The organism is Microbacterium sp. (genome assembly GCF_047971895.1).
Taxonomy (GTDB): Bacteria; Actinomycetota; Actinomycetes; order Actinomycetales; family Microbacteriaceae; genus Microbacterium.
Map to the genome: position 1 here is coordinate 1 of NZ_JBKEAF010000075.1, position 16535 is coordinate 16535.

At 71.6% G+C, this 16535-nt stretch carries 17 protein-coding genes and 1 tRNA gene; 11 read left to right on the forward strand and 7 right to left on the reverse strand.

Annotation, left to right across the window (positions count from 1 at the left end):
- Positions 1-417: 417 nt before the first annotated feature.
- Positions 418-494 (reverse strand) — tRNA-Met (locus ACK5IN_RS05980).
- An 87-nt stretch (positions 495-581) separates the two neighbouring features.
- Between ACK5IN_RS05980 and ACK5IN_RS05985 the strand changes: the two genes are divergently transcribed.
- Both ACK5IN_RS05985 and ACK5IN_RS05990 read left to right on the forward strand, forming a co-directional pair.
- Entirely contained in the window at positions 582-929 is a 348-nt protein-coding gene (locus ACK5IN_RS05985) for a DUF6328 family protein (RefSeq protein ID WP_416895291.1), read from the forward strand.
- A complete protein-coding gene (locus ACK5IN_RS05990) occupies positions 926-1720 on the forward strand; it encodes a carbon-nitrogen hydrolase family protein (protein ID WP_416895292.1) in 795 nt (264 codons plus the stop codon). The genes ACK5IN_RS05985 and ACK5IN_RS05990 overlap by 4 nt, the downstream gene beginning before the upstream one ends.
- Here ACK5IN_RS05990 and ACK5IN_RS05995 read toward each other — a convergent pair.
- Positions 1707-2927 carry an aminotransferase class I/II-fold pyridoxal phosphate-dependent enzyme gene (locus tag ACK5IN_RS05995; RefSeq protein ID WP_416895293.1) on the reverse strand — a complete coding sequence of 407 codons (1221 nt, stop codon included), beginning with the start codon at positions 2925-2927 and terminating at the stop codon, positions 1707-1709. The genes ACK5IN_RS05990 and ACK5IN_RS05995 overlap by 14 nt on opposite strands.
- A gap of 96 nt (positions 2928-3023) precedes the next feature.
- Here ACK5IN_RS05995 and ACK5IN_RS06000 point away from each other — a divergent pair, with 96 nt between their 5' ends.
- The 3 genes from ACK5IN_RS06000 to ACK5IN_RS06010 are packed head-to-tail and all read left to right on the forward strand — an operon-like array spanning position 3024 to position 7231.
- Positions 3024-4523 carry a S1C family serine protease gene (locus tag ACK5IN_RS06000; RefSeq protein ID WP_416895294.1) on the forward strand — a complete coding sequence of 500 codons (1500 nt, stop codon included), beginning with the start codon at positions 3024-3026 and terminating at the stop codon, positions 4521-4523.
- 45 nt (positions 4524-4568) lie between these two features.
- Positions 4569-5804, forward strand: coding sequence for a CDP-glycerol glycerophosphotransferase family protein (locus ACK5IN_RS06005; protein WP_416895295.1), 1236 nt, complete (start codon positions 4569-4571; stop codon positions 5802-5804).
- Positions 5801-7231: a CDP-glycerol glycerophosphotransferase family protein gene (locus ACK5IN_RS06010; protein ID WP_416895296.1), complete on the forward strand. Its 1431-nt coding sequence runs from the start codon at positions 5801-5803 to the stop codon at positions 7229-7231. The genes ACK5IN_RS06005 and ACK5IN_RS06010 overlap by 4 nt, the downstream gene beginning before the upstream one ends.
- Positions 7232-7240: 9 nt before the next feature.
- Here the strand turns inward: ACK5IN_RS06010 and ACK5IN_RS06015 are convergent, their stop codons facing one another.
- From ACK5IN_RS06015 to ACK5IN_RS06030, 4 genes are all read right to left on the reverse strand, one after another.
- Positions 7241-8257 (reverse strand): glycosyltransferase family 2 protein, encoded by a 1017-nt coding sequence (locus ACK5IN_RS06015; protein ID WP_416895345.1) that lies wholly within the window; start codon positions 8255-8257, stop codon positions 7241-7243.
- A 103-nt stretch (positions 8258-8360) separates the two neighbouring features.
- Entirely contained in the window at positions 8361-8594 is a 234-nt protein-coding gene (locus tag ACK5IN_RS06020; RefSeq protein WP_416895297.1) for a hypothetical protein, read from the reverse strand.
- A gap of 27 nt (positions 8595-8621) precedes the next feature.
- Positions 8622-8933 (reverse strand): hypothetical protein, encoded by a 312-nt coding sequence (locus ACK5IN_RS06025; protein ID WP_416895298.1) that lies wholly within the window; start codon positions 8931-8933, stop codon positions 8622-8624.
- Positions 8934-9058: 125 nt separating this feature from the next.
- Positions 9059-9751 (reverse strand): NTP transferase domain-containing protein, encoded by a 693-nt coding sequence (locus tag ACK5IN_RS06030; RefSeq protein ID WP_416895299.1) that lies wholly within the window; start codon positions 9749-9751, stop codon positions 9059-9061.
- A gap of 202 nt (positions 9752-9953) precedes the next feature.
- Here ACK5IN_RS06030 and ACK5IN_RS06035 point away from each other — a divergent pair, with 202 nt between their 5' ends.
- Genes ACK5IN_RS06035 through ACK5IN_RS06045 form a run of 3 tightly spaced genes read left to right on the forward strand, consistent with a single transcriptional unit; the run spans position 9954 to position 12968 of the window.
- Complete coding sequence (locus tag ACK5IN_RS06035) at positions 9954-11129, forward strand: ABC transporter ATP-binding protein (protein ID WP_416895300.1); 1176 nt, start codon at positions 9954-9956, stop codon at positions 11127-11129.
- Positions 11130-11185: 56 nt separating this feature from the next.
- Positions 11186-12670, forward strand: coding sequence for a hypothetical protein (locus ACK5IN_RS06040; protein WP_416895301.1), 1485 nt, complete (start codon positions 11186-11188; stop codon positions 12668-12670).
- A gap of 31 nt (positions 12671-12701) precedes the next feature.
- Positions 12702-12968: a DUF3039 domain-containing protein gene (locus tag ACK5IN_RS06045; protein WP_416895302.1), complete on the forward strand. Its 267-nt coding sequence runs from the start codon at positions 12702-12704 to the stop codon at positions 12966-12968.
- Positions 12969-12973: 5 nt separating this feature from the next.
- Here ACK5IN_RS06045 and ACK5IN_RS06050 read toward each other — a convergent pair whose 3' ends face one another.
- Positions 12974-14272, reverse strand: coding sequence for a nicotinate phosphoribosyltransferase (locus tag ACK5IN_RS06050; protein WP_416895303.1), 1299 nt, complete (start codon positions 14270-14272; stop codon positions 12974-12976).
- Between the two features lie 40 nt (positions 14273-14312).
- Between ACK5IN_RS06050 and murI the strand changes: the two genes are divergently transcribed.
- Genes murI through rdgB form a run of 3 tightly spaced genes read left to right on the forward strand, consistent with a single transcriptional unit; the run spans position 14313 to position 16532 of the window.
- Positions 14313-15137: a glutamate racemase gene (gene murI / locus ACK5IN_RS06055; protein ID WP_416895304.1), complete on the forward strand. Its 825-nt coding sequence runs from the start codon at positions 14313-14315 to the stop codon at positions 15135-15137.
- A gap of 22 nt (positions 15138-15159) precedes the next feature.
- Positions 15160-15906, forward strand: a complete 747-nt coding sequence (rph, locus tag ACK5IN_RS06060) for a ribonuclease PH (RefSeq protein ID WP_416895305.1) — start codon at positions 15160-15162, stop codon at positions 15904-15906.
- Entirely contained in the window at positions 15903-16532 is a 630-nt protein-coding gene (gene rdgB / locus ACK5IN_RS06065) for an RdgB/HAM1 family non-canonical purine NTP pyrophosphatase (RefSeq protein WP_416895306.1), read from the forward strand. Before rph ends, rdgB begins: the two co-directional genes overlap by 4 nt.
- Positions 16533-16535: the final 3 nt, after the last annotated feature.

Genomic DNA, 16535 nt, shown 5'->3' on the forward strand with positions numbered 1-16535 from the left:
GCGGCCTACGGCGAGGCCGACAAGCGCCTCACGGACGCGGTCACGAAGCTGCTCGAGCTCGACGGCGCTCAAGGTTAGCGAGGGACGCCGGGCCGGTGTCGGCCCGGTGTCGCCGGCGGGCGTGCGAGACGCGCTCGCGCCCCGCGCATGCGAGCGAGGGTGCGTGTGGTGCACGCGGGTTCAGCGATCGTGGGTGGCGGGTGCGGGGCCGAGCATCGCGTCGACTGCCCCAGCCCCACCCCGCCGGTGCATCGAGGCTCAGGGCTGGGTGCTGCTCTGGCAGGCGATCGCGATCGTCCTATGGCCGACCCTGATGACCGCGATCGCCGCCGGCGTCCTCGCGCTCCTGCTCGGCCGACCCGCGCCGCGGGGAACGCGACAGCCCCTGACCGGAGATCTCCGATCAGGGGCTGTTCTTGGTTGCGGGGGCAGGATTTGAACCTACGACCTCTGGGTTATGAGCCCAGCGAGCTACCGAGCTGCTCCACCCCGCGGCACATCTGCCAGCCTAACACGCTCTCAGGAGCCTGGTCGCACGCGGGGCGCTTGTCCGGGACCGACCGGGCGGGGAGGATGAACGCATGGGCGACACGGCCGACCGCACCGAGAACCGTTCGCCAGGCGACGGGCGTGACGAGTCGCCCGCCGAGCGCTACGACCGCAACTGGAGCGAGGTTCTGCAGGATCAGCGCGTGCTGCAGACCGGAACGCAGATCCTCACCGAGTTCCTGCTGGCCCTCGCCTTCCAGCCCGCCCTCGCGACGGTGTCGCTGCTGGTCGTCGGGGTCGTGGCGTTCGTGTTCGTCGTGGTGGTCGGGCTGCCGGCATCCATCATCTCTGCCATTCTGCTGGGAGCACTCATCATCGTCGTGTGGCTGGTGGTCCCGGCGATCATCCACGCGGTGCGCCGCGGGAAGGAGGACGTATGACCGCCGTCGCCGTCGCCCAGTTCGCCCCGGCCGCGAGCGCCGAGGCGAACCTCGAGCACATCGCCGGCCTCATCGCGACCGCGGCCGGGCGCGGCGCCGACCTCGTGGTGTTCCCCGAGTACGCGAGCTACTTCACCGACCCGTTCGACGAATCGCTGCGCGCCCACGCACAGGACCTCGACGGACCCTTCGTGACGGGACTGATCGACCTGGCCGCCCGGCACGACGTGCACGTGGTCGCGGGGCTGCTCGAACGCGGCAGCGACGCGCAGCGTGTGCGCAACACGGTCGTCGCCGTCGACGGGTCGGGTCTTCTCGCCCGCTACCGCAAGCTGCACCTGTACGACGCGTTCGGGCAGCGGGAGTCGGACTGGGTCGAGCCGGGTGACCTCGAGCCGCCGCAGACCTTCGCGATCGGCGACCTCACCTTCGGTCTCATGACCTGCTACGACCTGCGGTTCCCCGAGGTCGCGCGGCTGCTCGCCGACGCCGGTGCCGACGTCATGCTCGTCCCGGCCGAGTGGGTGCGCGGGCCGCTGAAGGAGCACCAGTGGCGCACCCTGCTGCACGCCCGCGCGATCGAGAACACCGTGTACGTCGTCGCCGCCGACCACCCCCCGCCGCTCGGCGTCGGCCATTCGATGGTGGTCGATCCGCAGGGCGTGGAGATCGCCGCGATCGGCACCGCGACCGATGTGGCGGTCGCCTGGGTCGAGAAGGCCGCGATCGACCGCGTGCGGCGGGTCAATCCGGCGCTCGCGCTGCGGCGCCTGAGCGTCACCCCGCGCTGAGGCGGGCCACGGCCTCTTCGAGCACGTCGACGCGCTTGCAGGCGGCGAAGCGCACCAGAGTGGCGTAGGCGGCGCGGTTCGCACCGGTGGCGAACGCGGTGAGGGGGATGGCCACGACGCCGGATGCCTCGGGCAGCGCGCGGCAGAACTCGTCGGCGTCCTGCACCCCGAGCGCGGCCGCATCGGCCACGGTGAAATAGGTTCCCTGCGGGGCGAAGACCTCGTACCCGGCCGCGCGCAGCCCCGCGCCCAGCAGTTGTGCTTTGGCCCGCATGGTGGCAGCGATCCCGGTGAAGTACGCGTCGGGAAGGTCCAGCCCCACTGCGATGGCCGGCTGGAACGGTGCGCCGTTGGAGTACGAGAGGAATTGCTTGACGGTGAGCACGGCGGTGACGAGGTCGGCGGGGCCTGACGCCCAGCCGATCTTCCAGCCGGTGGTCGAGAAGGTCTTGCCTGCCGACGAGATCGTCACAGTGCGCTCCCACGCGCCGGGCAGCGTCGCCACGGGAACGTGCGGCACGAACGAGAGGTGCTCGTATACCTCGTCGGTGACGACGACCGCGTCGTGACGGTGTGCGAGCGCGACGACCCGTCCGAGCACCTCACGGGACAGCACGGCGCCGGTGGGGTTGTGTGGATTGTTCACCAGGATGACGCGAGTGCGGTCGGTCACCGCTGCGGCGAGCTCGTCGAGGTCGGGCTGGAAGCCGGGCCGGCGCAGCGGCACGGTCACCAGCCGTGCACCCGACAGCGCCACGCACGCCGCATAGGAGTCGTAGTGCGGCTCGAACATGACGACTTCGTCGTCGGGGCCGTCGACGAAGGCCAGCAGCGCCGCGGCGAGCGCTTCGGTCGCCCCCGCGGTCACCACGACGTCGCGCTCGGGGTCGAGGGAGAGCCCGTAGAAGCGGTGCTGATGGGCGGCGATCGCCTGGCGCAGGGTCTGGATGCCACGGCCCGGCGGATACTGATTGACGCCGTGTGCGATGGCCTCCTGCGCGGCCGCGAGCACCTCGGCCGGCCCATCCTCGTCGGGGAACCCCTGACCGAGGTTCAGCGCTCCGGTGCGGGCTGCGAGTGCCGTCATCTCTGCGAAGATGGTGGATGCCACCGCCCCCGTCGGGGAGAGGAGCCCGGCCCCGGCCGCGGTGCGGCGCCAGGCCCCGCGGATGCGGTGCTGCGGATCGTGCTGCGTGAGGTCCTGCATGACGTCAGGGTATCCGCATAGGTTCGTCCCACCCGCAACATAAGAAATCCACAGCATCGGCGCCCACGCTGGAGGGGAATCGGAGAAGGAGCGACAATGAGCGACAACCGCGGCGAGCACCCCACGCAGCCCGAACAGCCCGACCAGTCCGCGCAGCCGGGAACGCCCGTGCCACCTGCCCAGCAGACCCCGCCGGTACCGCCCCTTCCCCCGATTCCGCCGGTGCCGGTGCCGGTGCATGGCACTGTGCACGGTACGGTGCAGGCATCCAGCCCGGCCCCCGCCCCCCAGCCGCCGTACGCGGTCGGCGCGACCGCGCAGCACACCCAGCCCACCCAGCCGCTGTACGGCACCCAGAGCGCCCAGGCCACCCAGCCCGTGGCACCGGCCCGGGAGGGGCACAGGGGCGGCGGCATCATCGCCGGTGCCATCGTCGCTGCTCTCGTCGTCGGTGGTGCTGCCGGCCTGGGTGGCACCTACCTCGGCAACCAGCTGTGGCCGGCGCCGGTGGCCACGGGTCAGGCGGCCCCACCCACGGTGACGGTGAACAACCCCGACAAGGTCACCGCGACCACCGCGATCGCCGCGAAGGTCGTGCCCAGCGTGGTCACGATCGCCGCCTCGTCTGGAAGCGCGAGCGGCACCGGCTCGGGCGTGATCCTCACCGCGGACGGCTACGTCGTCACCAACACGCACGTGGTCACCCTCGACGGTGCCACCGGCACCCCCGGTCTGCGCGTGACCACCTCGGACGGGCACGTGTACGACGCGACCATCGTCGGCACCGACCCGGTCTACGACCTGGCGGTCATCAAGCTCGAGAACGCCTCGGGACTCACCCCGATCGAGTTCGCCTCGTCGTCCGACCTCAACGTCGGAGACCAGACCGTCGCCGTCGGCGCACCGCTAGGCCTGTCGAACAGCGTCACCACCGGCATCGTGAGCGCACTGAACCGCTCCATCGAGATCGCGTCATCGGCGGCCCCCGAGGGCGGCGACCAGGGTGATCAGGGCGAGGACGGCGACGAGGGCGAGGGTGGCGGTCCGTTCTTCTTCGACTTCGGCCAGGGCCAGCAGTCGCAGGGCGGCGGCGAGTCGATCAAGATCGCCGTCATCCAGACCGATGCCGCCATCAACCCCGGCAACTCCGGCGGCGCGCTCGTCGACGCAGAGGGCCGGCTCATCGGCATCAACGTCGCCATCGCGACCGCGGGCGGCACCACCGGCAAAGCCGGGTCGATCGGCGTGGGCTTCGCCATCCCGTCCGACATCGTCCAGCGCGTGGCCGACGAGATCATCGAGACCGGTGCGGCCACCCACGGCCTGCTCGGCGCCATGGTGCAGTCCGCCGCATACGTCGAGGGCTCCACGATCACCGGCGCGTACATCGCCGAGGTCACCTCCGGCGGCGCCGCCGCCGACGGCGGCCTGCGCCCGGGCGACACGGTCACCGCGTTCAACGGCGTGCCGATCACCGACTCGGTCGACCTCACCGCGCAAGTGCGGGCGGCGGCGGCCGGCAGCGTCGCGACGGTGACGTACGTGCGCGACGGCGACACGTACACGACCGATGTGACACTCGGCACGTTGCCGTAAGGCGGGCGCCCAGGGACGCCACTGGGCGAGCGGTAGGCTCGCACAGTGGCGTCCTTCTCGTTCGGCGCGGGCAACGCGCACAAGCTCGCCCGCATCCCCCTGTTCTTCCTGGGGCGCCTGATCACGTTCGCCGTCCCGCGTCGCCGCGGCGCCTGGGTCTTCGGCTGCGGCGTCGGCATCGCCGACGGCACCCTCGCCCTGTGGCAGGCTGCGGCGCGGCCGGGAGCCGTATGGCTCACCGGGTCGGCCAGAGAGCGTGCCGACGCGGCCGCACGCGGCATCCCCTCCCTGCCCAAGCACTCGCTCTGCGGCTTCTGGGCGACCGCCCGCGCGAGTGTCGTCGTGGTGACCCACGGGTTCGGCGACGTCAACCGCTACGCCGTGGGCGGGGCGTTCGTCGTGCAACTGTGGCACGGCATCCCGCTCAAGCGCATCGGGCTCGACTCGCCCGCGACCGTGCGGGCGCCGGGCGCGCTGCGGCACGTGCCGGGCCTGTCGCGGCTGATCGCGATGCTCTACCGCGGCGCCGCGCACCGCATCGACCTGCTGCCGGCCGCGTCGCACCTGGTGCGCGGGCGGTTCGAGTCGGCGTTCGGCCTCCCCGATGAGAGGGTCGCGGTCACCGGCGAACCACGCGTCGACGTGCTGTCGCAGGGGGAGCCCGAGGCGCGGCGGGCAGCGGCACGCACCGCCGTCGAGGCGCACACCGGGCCGGTCGGCGAGGCCCGGCTGTGGCTGTACGCACCCACCTGGCGCGACGGTGCCCCCGACCCGGCCGTGCCGACGTCCGCGCAGTGGCGCGCGCTGGTCGATGTGCTGGCCGCACAGGATGCGATCCTGCTCGTACGGTCGCACCCGCTGGGCGCCGGCGACTATGCGCTCCCGTTCGCCACCGACCGGGTGCGCCTGCTCGGCAGCGACCTGCTGCCGGATGTGACGCCCGTGCTGCCTGGCCTCGACACGCTGATCACCGACTATTCGTCGCTCGCCTTCGACGCCGGGCTCGTGCCGCTGCCCGTCGTGTACCTCGCTCCCGACGTCGACGACTACGCCTGCACCCGCGGGTTCTATGGACGCTACGCCGACGTGGCCGGTCCCGACCCGGCCGCGGACTGGGACGAGGCATGCACGCAGCTGGCGGCACTCGCCGACCCCACCGCCCGTGCCGAGCGCGTCGCACGGTCGCGGGCGCTCAGCGCGCGCGTGCACCGCTTCGACGACGGGCACAACACTGCGCGGGTGCACCGCGCCATCCTGGACCGGTCCGGAGGAGGAGCATGACCACGGCACAGTTCGTGACCGACCCGTTCCCCGCGCTCGAACTGCGCGGCACCGGGCCCCGCCCCGCCGAGGTCGCCCTGGTGGGTGCACGGGCACGTGTGACGGCATCATCGCTGACCGGCCGCGGCAAGACCTGGCGCGCCGTGGTGCCGCTGCAGGTGGCGCGCTGGGGCGGGCCGGTGCTGCCGCTGCCCAGCGGGGACTACGAGCTCGTGGGGGCCGTGGCATCCGTCCCGCTCACCCAGCTGGGCACCCTGCGGGCCGCACTCGACGACACACTGCTGCGGATCGATCCGCCGATCGACCCCGCGTACGACTCCGGCGAGGCGCAGGACGCACTCGAACGCCGCTACGCCACCCGCCCCGGCGGGCTGGAGAACGCCGTCTTCTACGAGAGCTTCTACGGGCGCAGCGCGAGCTGCAACCCGCTGGCGATCGACCGGCGACTCGCCGAGGTGCGCCCCGACATCATCCGCTACTGGTCGGTCGTCGACCTGTCGGTGCAGGTGCCCGAGGGGGCCGTGCCGGTCGTCGAGGGCAGCCCGGAGTGGTGGCGCGCCCGAGGCGCGGCCCGGCTCATCGTCGTCAACGACTGGCTGCGGCGGCGCTTCGAGCGCCGGCCCGGGCAGCGCGTGCTGCAGACGTGGCACGGTACGCCGGTCAAGCGTCTCGCCCTGCACCGCTCGTTCCCGTTCGGCGGGGGACTGGACGTGCGGCGCACGCTCGCCGTGCTGCGCGAGTCGCGCCGCTGGAACATCCTGCTCGCGCAGAACCCGTACGGTGCCCGCATCCTGCGCAAGGCGTACGGGTTCCTCACCCGCCCCACGTGGGTCGAGGGCTACCCGCGCAACGATGTGCTGGTCACCGGCGACGGCGCGGCCACGCGCCGCGCACTCGGCATCGGCGCCGACGAGAAGGTGCTGCTGTACGCGCCGACGTGGCGCGACGATCGCGCCGAGATGGTCGACTTCGTCGACCCGGTGCAGTTGGCCGCAGACACCGGCAGCGTGGTGCTGGTGCGGGGTCACTCGCGGACGCTCCTGCCGGGACGAGATGCCGTAGGCCCCCGCGTCATCGACGTCACCGCGTTCCCCGACATGTCGCAGCTGCTGCTGATCGCCGACGCGCTGATCACCGACTACTCGTCGGTCATGTTCGACTACTCCGTCACCGGCAAGCCCATGTACTTCCTGGTGCCCGACCTGGAGCACTACCGCGGCGAGCTGCGCGGCTTCTACTTCGACCTGGGCGAACGCGCCCCCGGCCCGCTCGTGCGCACCCGGGCCGAGCTGGTCGAGGCGCTCGCCGCCGACCCGGGCGCGTACGCCGAGAAGTACGCGCACTGGCGGTCGATGTTCAACGCACGCGACGACGGCCATGCCGCCGAGCGCGTGGTCGCCCGCATCATCGACCAGCGGCTCGTATAGCGCGCCGGTTCACGGCAGCGGCGTGTTGCGCCCGGCCAGCCGCGACGTGTCGACGGTGTCGTGCGCGCCGCGCAGCACGCCCCGCGCGAAGCCGAGACCCCACGCCAGGTGCATGGTCGGCAGCACGGCCAGCGTCCACAGGCGGTCGCGCCAGGTCGCCCCGCCCGCCGCGGAGACGATGGTCAGGGCGGCGTACGCGATCAGGGGCAGATAGACGATGGATGCCGCCAGCGCCCACCATCCCGCGAGCACCCCGGTCAGCTGCAGCACGGCGGCGACGACGGCCAGCACGACCAGGGCGACCAGTGCGGGTGGCGCGAAGAAGCGCAACGCGTTGCGGCGCCCGTAGCGGCGCACCAGCTCGCCGCGCCAGGTGCCGGTGGCGAAGAACTGGCGGGCCAGCCGCGTCCAGCTCTCTCGCGGCCAGTAGGTGACGGCCAGTGCGGGATCGAACCACACGTCGTAGCCGGCCTGGCGGATGCGCAGGTTCAGCTCCCAGTCCTCGCCGCGGCGGATCGTCTCGTCGAAACCGCCGACCTCGTCGAGCACGGCACGGCGCAGGACGCCGAGGTAGGCGGACTCGGCCGGCCCCTCGCGGCCGCCGCCGTGGTACGAGGCACCGCCCAGCCCGACCGGGGAGTTGTAGGCGCGCGCCACGGCCACTTGGAACGCCGTGTGCCCGTCGGCGCGCATGACCCCGCCGACGTTGGCCGCGCCCGTGCGGTCGAGGGTGGCCAGCGCCTGCTGCGTGTAGCCGGGGGAGAGCTCGGAGTGCGCGTCGACCCGCACGATCGTGGGGTAATGCGAGGCGGCGACGGCGAGGTTCAGCCCGACGGGGATATCGGCGCGCGGGTTGTCGACCCGCACGATGCGGGAGTCGCGCGCCGCCAGCTCGGCCGCGACCTCGGTCGTGCCGTCGGTGGAGGGGCCGAGTGCGAGCACCAGCTCGGCGGGCCCGTCGAACTCCTGCGCCAGCACCGTCTCGACCGCGCGCTGCAGGTACGCCCGCTCGTTCAGCACGGGCATGATGAACGACACACCGGCCCTGTCGGGGACCGCCGGCGCGGCTCTGCGACCGGTTCCATGCACATGCACCCGTCGATCCTCCCACGTGCACCGTGGGCGGATGTCACCCCTCAGTCGCGTCGGCGGACTCCTGACCGCACTGTGCCTCCTGCGCGTCACGTACGGCGGGCTCGATGGGGATCGAGATCGAGGCGACTCCGCCGGCGGCGAACCCCAGGTCGTCGAGGGCGGGCGCAGCATCCGGCAGCCGTTCCGCCGGGGATTCGGGGCGCAGGGGCTCACCCGGGATCCCGGCCCACTCGAGCTTCTCCTGGGGGCGGTGCGCGAACAGTGCCATGCATCCATTGTCTCCTGGTGCGGCCGGTCAGACGACGAATCTCCACACGTACTCCTTCTCGTCCGCCTGCCGGAACCACGCGAGGGTCACGGTGGTGTCGTCGGCATCACCCGCGCACAGGCACATCTCGACGACCTCGCCGGGCAGCATCTGCCCCCAGTGCTCGGTGGCGCCGCCGTTCGCCGGCGACCAGGTGAACACGCGCACGAAGTCGACGGGCGCACTGCCGGAGTTGCGCACCAACGGGTGTGTTCCGTAGAGCCGGTCGATGGTCCAGGGGACGCGGTAGGCGGGAGTGCGCGGCGGTCGATCGCGGGGGGAGGGACGCGGTGTCAGCATGCCGGCGACGGTAGGGGCGCGGTGCGACGGTACAGGGCCGCGGCGCGCCGATCCGCGGCGGATCTGTGCACAACCCTGCAGGTGCTTCGCTGGGGAGGAGCGGTTGCGTCGGATCGGCGGGGAGGTCAGACGAACTGGTTGGCGCGTTCGAGGTCTTCGGCGAAGTCGACCTCGACCGCGTACAGGTCGGAGATGTCGAGCGGTTGCAGGCGCAGGCCGTCCTCGGCGATGGCCAGCTCGAGCCCGCGCTCGAAGTAGTCCTGGTCGTCGACGCGCTGCAGTTGACGCATGAACGCGCGCTTGTCGGTGCCCGAGATGTAGTTGATGCCCACAGCCTCGCCGACGCCGCCGATGACGGCCTTCGACAGCTGGTCGATCCGGCCCTCGGCGGTGACGGTGTACTTGACCTCTTCGTCGCTGACTGTCGACGTGTTGACGGTCACGAACGACTCGTCGGCATCGATGAGGGGCATGGCCCGGCCCAGCACACGCGGGTCGAAGACCACGTCACCGTTCATCCACAGCACACCGCTGCGACCCGTGGTTGCCAGCGCGCGCAGCAGGCTCTTCGAGGTGTTGGTCTGGTCGTAGCGGTCGTTGTAGACGTAGTGTGCGTGCGGGAACGCTTCGACGATCGTCTCGGCGCGGTAGCCGACGACCGTCGTTATGCGCGCCGCCGCACCGAACGCAGCACGGATGTTGTCGTGCTGCTGACGCATGATGCTGCGCCCGTCGCCGAGCTCGGTCAGAGGCTTGGGCAGCCCGCGCCCGAGCCGCGAGCCCATGCCGGCGGCAAGAATGACGGTCTGAACAGTCACAAGCGCTCCCGAAGTGTGGGTTAACCGCGGCGATCCGCCGCGTGAACACTCCATCGTGCGAACCCAATGCTAGCGAAACCGCCTGGGAGCGTGCAGGAACAGAGGATTCGTGGTCGTATCGTGACCTGGGAGTTTCCTGATCGCCGAGCCTGTGTGACACCGGGACGATGGGCCTGACGGGCAGGGTTGATACGTTGGATCGGTGACAGCGTCGATGCCCGCACCGCGGGACCCGGAACCGGACGACGGGGCCGCCGCAGGCGACACCGTCGTCGAACGGGCGCCCCGGCCGGTCAAGGCCCTGCCGTCGACGACGTCCGCGAAGAAGGCCCCCGCGAAGAAGGCCCCCGCGAAGAAGCCAGCCCCCGCGAAGAGGCCGGTCCCCGCGAAGAAGCCGGTCCCCGCGAAGAAGCCGGCCCCCGCGAAGAAGCCGGCCCCCGCGAAGAAGCCGGCCCCCACGAAGAAGCCAGCCCCCACGAAGAAGAGCACGACCCTGCGCAAGGCGAGCGCGCCTCCGAAGAGGGCCAGCGAGGCGACCGCCCTCGAGCTGCCCGACGTCATCGAGCACGCCGGCGAGCAGATCGTCGTCCCGCCCCGGCCGCCGGTGCCGCAGACATCCCTTCCCGCACTCCGGCTGCGCGGGGTCGTGAAGGCCTTCGGCGGCACACGCGCGGTCGACGGGATCGATCTGACCGTGCCGGCCGGGTCGTTCTACGGGCTGGTCGGCCCCAATGGCGCAGGCAAGACCACGACCCTGTCGATGATCGCCGGTCTGCTGCACCCCACGCGCGGCACGATCGAGATCAACGGCGTCGATGCGGCATCCGACCCGCTGGCCGCGAAGCGTGCACTGGGGGTGCTGCCCGACCGCCTGCGCACGTTCGACCGCCTCACCGGCCGGCAACTGCTCTACTATTACGGCGTGCTGCGCGGGCTGCCCGCCGCGGTCGTCGAAGCGCGCACCGCCGATCTGGCGCGCGCATTCGATCTCGCCGACGCGCTGGGGCGCGTCGTATCGGACTACTCGGCCGGCATGACCAAGAAGGTCATGCTCGCCGGCGCACTCATCCACTCGCCACGCGTGCTCGTGCTCGACGAGCCGTTCGAGGCCGTCGACCCGCTCTCTAGCGGCATCATCCTCGAGATCCTCAGCGCCTACGTCGCCGGCGGGGGCACCGTCGTGCTCTCGAGCCACGGCATGGACCTGGTCGAACGGGTGTGCACGCGTGTCGCGGTGCTCGTCGCCGGTCAGGTGCTCGCCGAGGGCACCGTCGACGAGGTGCGCGGCGAGCTGAGCCTCGAGCAGCGCTACATCGAGCTGTCCGGAGGGCTCAGCGACGTGGAGGGCCTGGAGTGGTTGCACACGTTCTCCGACTGAGGCTCGCCCTCCTGGCGGGAGCATGGCGCGGCGGACGCCGTGCCGTCGCACGCACGGTGATCGGACTCGTGCTGCTCGTCTCGGCCACCGCCGTTGCGTGCACGGCGATCCTCTCGCTGGGCACCGCGTCGGCCGGCACGGCCCAGGCGGTCGTCGTGCACGGCGGCACCGCCGTGACGCTCGCGTTCGCGCTGTCGCCGCTGATCGCCGGCGCCGACGACCAGCTCGACCCGCGCAGGTTCGCGGTGTTCGGGCTGCCCGAGATCCGCCTCGCCGCCGCCCTGGCCCTCGCCGGACTGCTGGGGCTGCCGACTCTCGCGCTGATCGCCGTCGCCGTGTGCACGGCGGTGCTGTGGTCGATGCATGGGGCGCCCGTGCCGGTCGCGGTGATCGGCGCCGCGCTGGCGATCGCCACCGTCACCCTGCTGTCGCGCACGTGCATGGCGGTGACGGCCATGTTCCTGCGCGATCGCCGTTCGCGCGAGCTATCGGGCCTGTTCGTACTGGCGATCGTCGTGGTCGTCGTGCCCACCGCCGTCTTCCTCTCGTCGCTGGAGTGGGCGGGCGCCGTGCCGCCCCAGCTGTCCGAAGCGGTCGACGTGCTCGGGTACACCCCGTTCGGTGCCGCGTGGGCGCTGCCGGCTGCCGTCGCCGCGGGCTCGTCGCTCGCATGGGTCGTCGCGGTCGTCGCGGTGGTCACCGTCGCGCTGCTGGCCGGCGCCTGGGTGTGGTGCGTGCGGCGGCTGCTGCGCACCACCGAGCGGCCCGTGTCGGTGCGCGAGCGGGCAGGGCTCGGCTGGTTCGTCGTGGCACCGGGCACGCCCGGCGGGGCGATCGCCGCGCGCAGCCTCGTGTACTGGCGGCGCGACCGGCGCTACCTCGTCAACGCGGGGGTCATCCCGGTGGCGGCAGCGATCGTGGTCGTGCCGCCCCTGGTCGCCGGCGTGTCGGCCGAGACTGTGGTGTTGCTGCCCGTGCTCATCATCGCGCTGTTCTTCGGCTGGCTGCCGCACAACGACGTCGCCTACGACTCGACCGCGATCTGGATGCACATCGCCAGCGGCACCCGGGGTCTGGCCGACCGGGTCGGCCGGCTCGTTCCCGTCGTGCTCATCGCGGTGCCGCTGCTGGCGATCGTGATCCCGGTGACCGTCGCCCTGCACGGGCGGTGGGCGATCTTGCCCGCGGTGATCGGGGTGTCGACGTCGCTCTTCCTGTGCGGACTGGGGCTGGCGAGCATCTCGTCGGTGCTCGCGCCGTACCCCGTCTCGCGGCCCGGCGACAGCCCGTTCCAGCAGCCGCAGCACTCGTCGACGGGCGTCGGAGCGCAGGCGCTCGTGCTGCTCGGCGCGGTCGTGCTGAGCGCACCGTCGCTATGGTTCGGGTGGAATGCGGTGACCGTCGACGTGCACGCCGGCGCCGTGGCGCTGTGGCTGGGAGTCGTCATCGGCCTCGCCGTGCTGGTGACCGGCGTGGCGATCGGCGCGGGCCTGTTCCGCCGCCGTGACTCCCGTCTGATGGAGTTCGCCGAGGCCGCCTGACCAGCCCGGTGCGCGGCTACACTTAGCGGCTATGAGCACTCCCGCAGGAACCCCCGACGACGGCGGACTGGCGCTGCTCGACCGCGAGCTCGAAGAGCTGATTCGCGAGGAGAGCATCGAGCCGGGTGACCACGAGCGCTTCTCGCACTACGTGAAGAAGGACAAGATCCTCGAGTCGGCCATCACGGGCAAGCCCGTGCGCGCACTGTGCGGTAAGAAGTGGACGCCTGGCCGCGACCCCGAGAAGTTCCCGGTGTGCCCCACCTGCAAGGAGATCTACGAGCGCCTGCAGGGCTGATCCGGTCAGGCGAAGTTCGTCGGGATGGCCGGATCCGAACGGCTGAGCGCCAGCGCGCGCACCGGCAGCTCTTCGCGCACGCGCGCGTGATGTGCGCGCGCCGAGAGCACCCCGGCGGGTCCCTCGGCGGCGGGGTCGATCTCGCCGTGGGCGACGAGCGCGACCTGCAGTGCCCGCGCGTCGTCCGGTGCCGCGGTGGCGTCGTCGACGACCACCAGCTCCCCGGTGGCGGTGCCGTGGTCGAGGGTGCGGAAGGCCGTCTTGCGACCGCCGGTGGACGACTTGTCGGCGGATGCCTTGGCCACGCCGACCCACGTGCCGTCGCCGCCCTGCCGTGCGACCAGCTTGTAGACCATGCCCGCCGTGGGCACCCCCGAGCCGGTGACCACCGAGGTGCCGACCCCGTACGAGTCGACGGGGGAGGCTGCCAGCGCTGCGATCGCATACTCGTCGAGGTCGCTGGTGACGGTGATCTTGGTGCCCGTCGCGCCGAGCTCGTCCAGCTGCGCGCGCACCTCTGCGGCGACCACCGGAAGATCGCCCGAGTCGATGCGCACACCGCCCAGTCCCGTGCCGGCGATGCGGATGGCCGTCTCGACGCCGCGCCGGGTGTCAAACGTGTCCACCAGCAGAGTCGTGTCGTGCCCGAGTGCGTCGACCTGGGCGCGGAAGGCGTCCTCTTCGCTGTCGTGCAGCAGCGTCCACGAGTGGGCGGCGGTGCCCATGGTGGGAATTCCCCACCGCCGTCCCGCCTCGAGATTGCTGGTCGCGTCGAACCCGGCGATGAACGCGGCCCGCGCGGCGGCGACCGCTGACATCTCGCCGGCACGGCGCGAGCCCATCTCGGCGAGGGGACGATCACCGGCCACGATGCTCATGCGGGCGGCCGCGGTGGCGACCGCCGAATCGTGGTTCAGCACGCTCAGCGCGAGCGTCTCGAGCACGACGGCCTCGGCGAACGTGCCCTCGACGGTCAGCAGCGGAGACCCGGGGAAGTACAGCTCGCCCTCGCGGTAGCCGGTGATCGAGCCCGAGAAACGGTACCCCTCCAGATACGCGACGGTCGCGGCATCCACCACCTTCTCATCGCGCAGGAACCGCAGTTCGTCGTCGCCGAAGCGGAAATCCCGCAGCAGCGTCAGCAGCCGCCCCGTGCCGGCCACGACGCCGAACCGGCGCCCACCCGGCAGTCGCCTGCCGAACAGCTCGAACACGCACGGCCGCTGCGCCGTGCCGTCGCGCAGCGCGGCCTCGAGCATCGTCAGCTCGTAGCGATCGGTGAGCAGGGCGGTGGATGCGGCCATGGGGCCAGCGTACTGACCGACTGGCGTAGGCTGGTCGATCGTGAACGACGCTCCGATCGGCATCTTCGACTCGGGTGTCGGCGGGCTCACGGTGGCGCGGGCGATCACCGATCAGCTGCCGCGCGAATCCATCGTCTACATGGGAGACACGGCGCATTCGCCTTACGGGCCCAAGCCGATCGCCGAGGTGCGCCGCTACGCACTCGAGGTGCTGGACACGCTCGTCGACCAGGGCGTGAAGATGCTGGTCATCGCCTGCAACACGGCCTCGGCGGCGATGCTGCGTGATGCGCGCGAACGGTATGACGTGCCCGTCGTCGAGGTCATCGGCCCCGCGGTGCGCACGGCCGTGTCGACCACCCGCAACGGTCGCATCGGCGTGATCGGCACCGCCGGCACGATCGGCTCGGGTGCCTACCAGGACCTGCTGGGCGTGAACGAGCGCCTCACCGTCTTCACGGCCGCCTGCCCGCGGTTCGTCGAGTTCGTCGAGGCGGGCGTCACCGAATCGCCAGAACTGCTGTCGGCCGCCGAGCAGTACCTCGCACCGCTGCGGCACGCCGGCGTCGACACCCTGGTGCTCGGCTGCACTCACTACCCGTTCCTGAAGGGTGCCATCAGCTATGTGATGGGGTCCGACGTCGCGCTCGTCTCGAGCGACACCGAGACGGCCAACGACGTCTATCGACAGCTCGTCTCGCGCGATCTGCTGGCAGGGTCGGATGCCACGGCCACCCACCTCTACGAGGCCACCGGCGACTCGGCCGACGAGTTCCTGCGGCTTGCCCACCGGCTGATGGGGCGCGAAGTCTCTTCGGTGCGTCTCGTGCAGACCGGTGCCATCGACCTTCCCCGAGATACCTGACGCCCCCTTACAGAGAGAGAACATGAGCGACATTCTGCGCGCCGACGGGCGCACTCCCAACCAGCTGCGCCCCATCACGATCGAACGCGGGTGGAGCGCGCAGGCAGAAGGCTCGGCGCTCATCTCGTTCGGCGGCACCAAGGTGCTGTGCACCGCGTCGTTCACCAGCGGCGTGCCCCGCTGGCTCACCGGGAAGGGCAAGGGCTGGGTCACCGCCGAGTACGCGATGCTGCCCCGCGCGACCAACAGCCGCAACGACCGGGAGGCGGTCAAGGGCCGCATCGGCGGGCGCACGCACGAGATCTCGCGTCTGATCGGCCGGGCGCTGCGCGCCGTCGTCGACACGAAGGCACTCGGCGAGAACACCATCGTCATCGACTGCGACGTGCTGCAGGCCGACGGCGGCACGCGCACCGCGGCGATCACCGGCGCCTACGTCGCGCTCGCCGACGCCATCGAATGGGGGCGTGCACAGAAGTTCATCGCCCAGAAGTCGACCGTGCTGCTCGACTCGGTCGCCGCGGTGTCGGTGGGCATCATCGACGGCGAGCCGATGCTCGACCTGCCGTACGTCGAAGATGTGCGCGCCGAGACCGACATGAACGTCGTCGTGACCGGGCGGGGCCTCTTCGTCGAGGTGCAGGGCACCGCCGAGGGCGCGCCGTTCGACAAGCACGAGCTCGACGCCCTCGTCGGGCTCGGTGTTGACGGGTGCGCGCAGCTGCGCGACCTGCAGACGGCCGTCCTCGCGCAGACGGCGTCACAGTGAGTGCGCGCAACTCCTTCGATTCGGGTGCCCCACGGCGCCGTATCGTGCTGGCGACGCACAATCCGCACAAAGTGGAGGAGTACGCGCACATCGTCGCCGCGGCCCGCCCCGACCTCGAGGTGATCGGGTACGACGGTCCCGAACCGGTCGAAGACGGCGTCACCTTCGCCGAGAACGCGCTGATCAAGGCACGGGCCGCCGCCGCACACACCGGCCTGCCGGCGCTCGCGGACGACTCGGGCATCTGCGTCGACGTGCTCGGCGGTGCGCCGGGCGTTTTCTCGGCGTACTGGGCGGGCCACGCGAAAGATGTCACGGCGAACCTCGAGTTGCTGCTCGACCAGCTCTCCGACATCGCCGACCCGCACCGCACCGCGCAGTACCGGGCGACGATCGCGCTCTTGACCGGCGGGGACGAGCATGTCGTCGAGGGTGTGTGGCCCGGCCGCGTCGCGCGCGCCGCGTCGGGAACGGGCGGCTTCGGCTACGACCCGATCTTCGTCCCCGACGACCAGGAGCCCGACGCCGAGCGCCCCGTGGCGGAATGGAGCGCCGCCGAGAAGAACGCCGATTCGCATCGCGCTCGCGCGTTCCGTGCGCTGGTGCCGCTGCTTGAAGCGCTCTGAGGA

What these genes read in the sequence shown, in the direction of transcription:
- ACK5IN_RS05985 (WP_416895291.1), top strand. Translation starts at nt 582, where the DNA reads ATGGGCGACACGGCCGACCGCACCGAGAACCGTTCGCCAGGCGACGGG.
- ACK5IN_RS05990 (WP_416895292.1), top strand. Translation starts at nt 926, where the DNA reads ATGACCGCCGTCGCCGTCGCCCAGTTCGCCCCGGCCGCGAGCGCCGAG.
- ACK5IN_RS05995 (WP_416895293.1), bottom strand. Translation starts at nt 2,927, where the DNA reads ATGCAGGACCTCACGCAGCACGATCCGCAGCACCGCATCCGCGGGGCC.
- ACK5IN_RS06000 (WP_416895294.1), top strand. Translation starts at nt 3,024, where the DNA reads ATGAGCGACAACCGCGGCGAGCACCCCACGCAGCCCGAACAGCCCGAC.
- ACK5IN_RS06010 (WP_416895296.1), top strand. Translation starts at nt 5,801, where the DNA reads ATGACCACGGCACAGTTCGTGACCGACCCGTTCCCCGCGCTCGAACTG.
- ACK5IN_RS06015 (WP_416895345.1), bottom strand. Translation starts at nt 8,257, where the DNA reads ATGCCCGTGCTGAACGAGCGGGCGTACCTGCAGCGCGCGGTCGAGACG.
- ACK5IN_RS06020 (WP_416895297.1), bottom strand. Translation starts at nt 8,594, where the DNA reads ATGGCACTGTTCGCGCACCGCCCCCAGGAGAAGCTCGAGTGGGCCGGG.
- ACK5IN_RS06025 (WP_416895298.1), bottom strand. Translation starts at nt 8,933, where the DNA reads ATGCTGACACCGCGTCCCTCCCCCCGCGATCGACCGCCGCGCACTCCC.
- ACK5IN_RS06045 (WP_416895302.1), top strand. Translation starts at nt 12,702, where the DNA reads ATGAGCACTCCCGCAGGAACCCCCGACGACGGCGGACTGGCGCTGCTC.
- ACK5IN_RS06050 (WP_416895303.1), bottom strand. Translation starts at nt 14,272, where the DNA reads ATGGCCGCATCCACCGCCCTGCTCACCGATCGCTACGAGCTGACGATG.
- rph (WP_416895305.1), top strand. Translation starts at nt 15,160, where the DNA reads ATGAGCGACATTCTGCGCGCCGACGGGCGCACTCCCAACCAGCTGCGC.